Genomic DNA, 1,703 nt, shown 5'->3' with positions numbered 1-1,703 from the left:
GTGCTGGGCATGGCCATCGGCCCCAGTGAGGCGGAAACCTTCTGGACCGACTTCCTGCGCAAGCTGGCCCGCCGGGGCCTGCGCGGCGTCAAGCTGGTGGTGTCCGATGCCCATGAGGGGCTGAAGGCAGCCATCGCTAAGGTGCTGAACGCCACCTGGCAGCGCTGCCGCGTCCACTTCATGCGCAACGTCCTGGCCCATGCCGGCAAGCAGGGACGCCGCGTCGTCTCCGCCTTCATCGGCACCGCCTTCGCCCAGGACACCGCCCAGGCTGCCCGTGCCCAATGGCGTCAGGTGGCCGACCAATTGCGGCCTAGGTGTGTAGTCCCGGAGTGTGCTGGTGCATTCTTGCCCCGTCAGAGGGAGGATGCATTTTGGCAGGATTACTTCATGGCAGCGCCCGCACGACGCCGCGTGTTCGAGCCGAGCTCCAAGCGTCGAAAGAGAGCACCCGCTCCCTTGCCGAGCAATATGGTCTGAACCCAAAGACTGTTGCCAAATGGCGTAAGCGCAGCACGACCAGTGATGCGCCGATGGGACCGCGTGTGCCGCGCAGCAGCGTCCTGACGCCCGCTGAAGAAGCGATGGTGGTCGAGTTTCGCCGTTGGACGTTGTTGCCCCTGGACGATGTGATGGGATGCCTGATGGAGGTCATCCCGAAGCTGACCCGTAGCGCGCTGCATCGTTGCCTTCAGCGTCACGGCATCTCCCGGCTGCCCGAAGGAGGGGAAAAGACATCGAAGCGTGGCCGCTTCTCCGAAACCAAGATCGGATACGTCCACATTGATTCCTGCGAATTCCGTCATGCCGAGGGGCGGTTGATCATGTTCCTCGCCATCGACCGCGTCTCGAAATTCACCTACGTGGAGTTTCATGAGAAGGCCGGGAAGATGAACGGCGCGGCCTTCCTGCGCAGCGTCGTTCAGGCTTTTCCGTACCAGATCCACACGGTACTAACCGACAACGGCATGGCCTTCGCCGATCTGCCGAAGAACCGCTCAGGACCAACCGCTATGTGCTTTGGTCATATCTTCGACCGCGTCTGCGGCGAACACGGCATCGAACACCGCCTGACCAAGCCATACCATCCGTGGACCAACGGGCAGGCCGAGCGCATGAACCGCACCGTTAAGGACGCGACGGTGAAAGCATTCCACTATGAAGACTTGGAGAGCCTGAAAACCCATGTCCTCGCCTTCGTCACTGCCTACAACTTTGCCAAGCATCTGAAGGCGTTGCGATGGAAAACGCCGTTTCAGGCCATCTGCGATGCCTGGACAAAAGACCCGTCAATCTTCAGAATCAATCCGCACCACCTCATTCCGGGACCACACACCTAGGCTCGCGAGAGCGGAAACCCCATCGCAATATCGCCACAGCCGTCGTGATGACACCGGACGAAATCAGCCTATGAAATATTCTTGGCCCGATGAGGACGATGCGCCCAAAAGGTGTCGTTAGAAGTAGCGATTTGAATATATTCATGCTCGCCCTCATCTACACTGTTTCGCCACCAATTTGCCGGAGTGATGTGCGGCAGTCCTCATGGACACTATGCCCCACCCTGCCAATTTGCCGCGATCACCGGGTCAAACTGCTGGTACTGCTCGCCCGTCAGCTGTGTCTGCCCCAGTGGCGGCGGCGAGAAGGATGCCATTGCTGCGACTAGGTTCTCCACCTGTCCGTCCGCCAGGGTTGCCCCG

1 protein-coding gene and 1 pseudogene are annotated in these 1,703 nt (G+C 60.4%); both read left to right on the top strand.

Features of this window, described 5'->3' with window-relative positions; translation table 11 throughout:
• A pseudogene (locus WAW39_RS25955) lies at positions 1-318 on the top strand (transposase); the annotation flags it as partial.
• A gap of 56 nt (positions 319-374) precedes the next feature.
• Positions 375-1,340, top strand: a complete 966-nt coding sequence (locus WAW39_RS25950) for an IS481 family transposase (protein WP_422322064.1) — start codon at positions 375-377, stop codon at positions 1,338-1,340.
• Positions 1,341-1,703 lie beyond the last annotated feature (363 nt).

The sequence above is a fragment of the Prosthecobacter sp. genome (assembly GCF_049294395.1).
Taxonomy (GTDB): domain Bacteria; phylum Verrucomicrobiota; class Verrucomicrobiia; order Verrucomicrobiales; family Verrucomicrobiaceae; genus Prosthecobacter.
The sequence above is the reverse complement of the archived record's forward strand: the minus strand, read 5'-3'. Positions and strand labels throughout refer to the sequence as shown.